The following is a 3,140-nucleotide window of genomic DNA, read 5'->3' as shown; positions in this document are numbered from 1 at the left end:
GCCGGTGACCGACCGACCGGCCACGCCCGGCCGTCCGCACCTCGGCCGGCGGCCTGGTCGATTTCACGGTGCCCACGGCCACCGCCCAGGCGCTGCGCACGATCGGCAGGGACCTCGGCGCGACCATGTCCATGACCCTGCTGTCGGCCTTCGCCGTGCTGCTCGGCAGGTACGCGGGGCAGGACGACGTCGTGGTCGGCACCCCGGTCGCCGGGCGCAACCGGGCCGAGGTCGAGGATCTGATCGGGTTCTTCGTCAACACGTTGGTGTTGCGTACCGATCTGTCCGGTGACCCGACTTTCGCCGAGGTCGTCGGACGGGTCAGGGGCGAGGCGCTGGGCGCGTACGCCCACCAGGACGTGCCGTTCGAGCAGCTCGTCGATGCGCTCGCCTCCGACCGGGACCGCAGCCGCACCCCGCTCTTCCAGGTGATGTTCGACTTCGGCCACTCCGAAGCCAGAGCGGGCGAAGCCGCGGCCGAGGAGGAGCTCCCGCACGACACCGCGCTGTTCGACCTCACGCTCGCGCTCGCCGAGACCGGCGACGGCGGGCTGGACGGGGCGTTCGAGTTCAGTACGGACCTCTTCGACCGGCCCACAGTGGAGCGCATGGCGGCCAACCTGGCTGCCCTGCTGGCGGAGCTCGCGGGCGACGCGGAGCTGCGCCTGTCGCAGGTGGCGGCCCTCCACGCGGACGAACACCGGATGGTCGTCCACGAGTGGAACGACACCGGGACCCCCGCCTCCGCCACTCCCGTGCACGAGTCCATCACGGCCCAGGCCGCCGCGCGGCCGGACGCGATCGCGCTGGAGGCCGACGGCCGCACCCTCACGTACGCCGGGCTCGAGGCCCGCGCGAACCGGCTGGCCGCTCACCTGCGCAGCCTCGGCGTCGGGCCGGAGACGGTCGTGGGCCTCTGCCTGGAGCGCGGCCTGGACCTGGTGGTAGCCGCGCTGGCCGTGTGGAAGGCGGGCGGCGCCTACCTCCCGCTCGACCCCGACCACCCGGTCGAACGGCTGGCATACATGTTCGCCGACAGCGGCGCCGGGCTACTGGTGGCACACCGTGCGGCGGCCGGCCACCTGGCCGGTCAGCTCGCCGGTGGCGGAGCGACCACGGTGTGGCTGGACGACCCGGACACCGAGGCGGCCCTGGCCGCAGCCCCGCCGCAGGCGCTGGGCGGACCGGTCGCCGGCCACCTGGCATACGTGATCTACACCTCGGGCTCGACGGGCAGGCCGAAGGGCGTCATGGTCACCCACGACGGCCTGGCGAACGTGATGTCGGCCATGGCCACGCGGCCTGGCATCGACGCCGACGACACCGTGCTGGCCGTCACCACGCTCGGGTTCGACATCGCCGGCCTGGAGCTGTTCCTCCCGCTGACCCGGGGCGCGCGGGTCGTGGTGGCTTCACACGAGACGGCGAGGTCTCCTGAGGCGCTGGCGGACACGATCGGACGGCGCGGCGTGACCGTGATGCAGGCGACGCCCGCCACCTGGCAACTGCTGGTCGACGCGGCCTGGCCGGGATGGGCGCGACTGCGCGCCTGGTGCGGCGGCGAGGCCCTGCCGGCCGCCCTCGCCGAGGGCGTCGCCGCCCGCACCGCGGCCCTGTGGAACATGTACGGTCCGACGGAGACGACGATCTGGTCCTCCTGCCAGCAGGTCATCCTGGGGCGGCCTGTGTCGCTCGGCCGGCCGATCGACAACACCACGATGTACGTGCTGGACCAGTATCTGCGCCCGGTCCCGGTCGGCGTTCCCGGCGAGCTGTTCATCGGCGGGGCCGGGGTCGCGCGCGGATACGCGGCCAGGCCCGAGCTGACCGCCGAGCGGTTCATCGCCGACCCGTTCGCCGCTGACGGCTCGCGCCTCTACCGGACCGGTGACCGGGTCCGCCGGCGGCCGGACGGCGAGCTGGAGTTCCTGGGCCGGGCCGACGACCAGGTGAAGGTCCGTGGGTTCAGGATCGAACCGGGCGAGGTCGAGGCGGCACTGCGCACGCATCCGGCCGTGGCCCGGACGGTCGTGATGGCTCGCGAGGGGCGGCTGGTGGCCTACCTCGTGCCCGCGGACGTGACCGCGGGAGGGCCGTCGGCGGCCGAGCTGCGCGCGTTCCTGCGGGAGAGCCTGCCCGAGTACATGGTGCCGTCGGCGTTCGTGGAGCTGACGACGCTACCGCTCACCCCGAACGGCAAGGTGGACCGCGCGGCGCTGCCCGCTCCCGACGGTGTCCGTCCGGAGCTGGGCACGGGGTTCGTCCCGCCTCGGACGGCCACCGAGGAGGTGCTGGCCGGGATCTGGGCGCAGGTGCTGGGCCTGGAGCGGGTGGGTATCGCAGACGGTTTCTTCGAACTGGGCGGGCACTCGCTGCTGGCCACCCAGGTGATCTCCCGGGTGCGTGCCGCGTTCGACGTCGAGGTGCCGCTGACGGCGCTCTTCGACCGCCCGACGGTGGCGGAGCTGGCCGCCGTCGTCGAAGCGGCGGCGCGGGGCGAGGTCCCGCCCCCGATCGTGCCGGTGTCTCGGGACGGGCTGGTGCCGTTGTCGTTCGCGCAGCAGCGGTTGTGGTTCCTGGACCAGCTCGAGCCGGGCTCGGCCGACTACAACGTGCCGATCGCGCTGCGCATGTCCGGACCGTTGGACGTGGCCGCGCTGCGCGCCGCGCTTGACGCGGTCGTGGAGCGGCACGAGGTACTGCGTACCCGTCTGGTGGCCGTGGATGGCGTGGCCCACCAGGTCGTCGACCCACCGTCCGGGTTCGGGCTGGAGGTCGTCGAGCTGGACGCCGAGCAGGCCGAGGCGTTGATGGCTGCCGACGCCGTTACGCCGTTCGACCTCGCCACCGGGCCGCTGCTGCGCGGCCGGCTGATCCGCCTCGGCCTGGACGAGCACGTGCTGAGCCTGACCGTGCACCACGTGGTGTCCGACGAGTGGTCGGCCAGGGTGCTCCGCCGTGACCTGATGACCTTGTACCAGGCGTTCGCGCGGGGTGAGGCGTCGCCGTTGGCGCCGTTGCCGGTGCAGTACGCCGATTTCGCGGTTTGGCAGCGTGAGTGGCTGCGGGGTGAGGTGCTGGAGGGGCAGCTCGGTTACTGGCGAGAGCGGTTGGAGGGCGCGCCGGTTCTGGAGCTGCCG

1 protein-coding gene and 1 pseudogene are annotated in these 3,140 nt (G+C 73.2%); both read left to right on the top strand.

Annotated features, from left to right (window positions below):
• Positions 1–20: 20 nt before the first annotated feature.
• A pseudogene (locus AB0J09_RS60510) lies at positions 21–695 on the top strand (condensation domain-containing protein); the annotation flags it as partial.
• 9 nt (positions 696–704) lie between these two features.
• On the top strand, positions 705–3,140 hold a 2,436-nt coding region (locus AB0J09_RS60505), incomplete at its 3' end, for an amino acid adenylation domain-containing protein (RefSeq protein WP_360712896.1).

Origin of the sequence: Nonomuraea sp. NPDC049784 (assembly GCF_040659615.1) — a bacterium.
Taxonomy (GTDB): domain Bacteria; phylum Actinomycetota; class Actinomycetes; order Streptosporangiales; family Streptosporangiaceae; genus Nonomuraea.
Note: the sequence above shows the minus strand (reverse complement) of the source record. Positions and strands in the feature narration are given on the sequence as shown.